Genomic DNA, 286 nt, shown 5'->3' on the forward strand with positions numbered 1-286 from the left:
GGTATCCGTATCTACTTCTGCGATCCGCACAGCCCCTGGCAACGCGGTATCTGCGAGAACACCAATGGTCTGCTGCGGCAGTACCTGCCCAAAGGCACAGACCTGTCCGTGTTCTCGCAGCGCCAGCTCGACCTGATCGCGATGCGGATGAACATCCGTCCACGCAAGACGCTCGGCTGGAAGACTCCTGCAGAAGTCTTTATGGAAAAATGTGCAGAACAGGATATTGCGATCAACCCCGCTGTTGCACTTAGCCTTTGAAACCGCCAGGCAAAAGAAAGCGGCT

1 protein-coding gene is annotated in these 286 nt (G+C 55.9%); it reads left to right on the forward strand.

Annotation, left to right across the window (positions count from 1 at the left end; genetic code table 11):
- The coding region (locus tag SB822_RS56380; RefSeq protein ID WP_410859015.1) for an IS30 family transposase at window positions 1–261 on the forward strand (261 nt) is incomplete at its 5' end.
- Window positions 262–286: the final 25 nt, after the last annotated feature.

Origin of the sequence: Paraburkholderia sp. SIMBA_054 (genome assembly GCF_046534875.1) — a bacterium.
GTDB lineage: Bacteria > Pseudomonadota > Gammaproteobacteria > Burkholderiales > Burkholderiaceae > Paraburkholderia > Paraburkholderia hospita.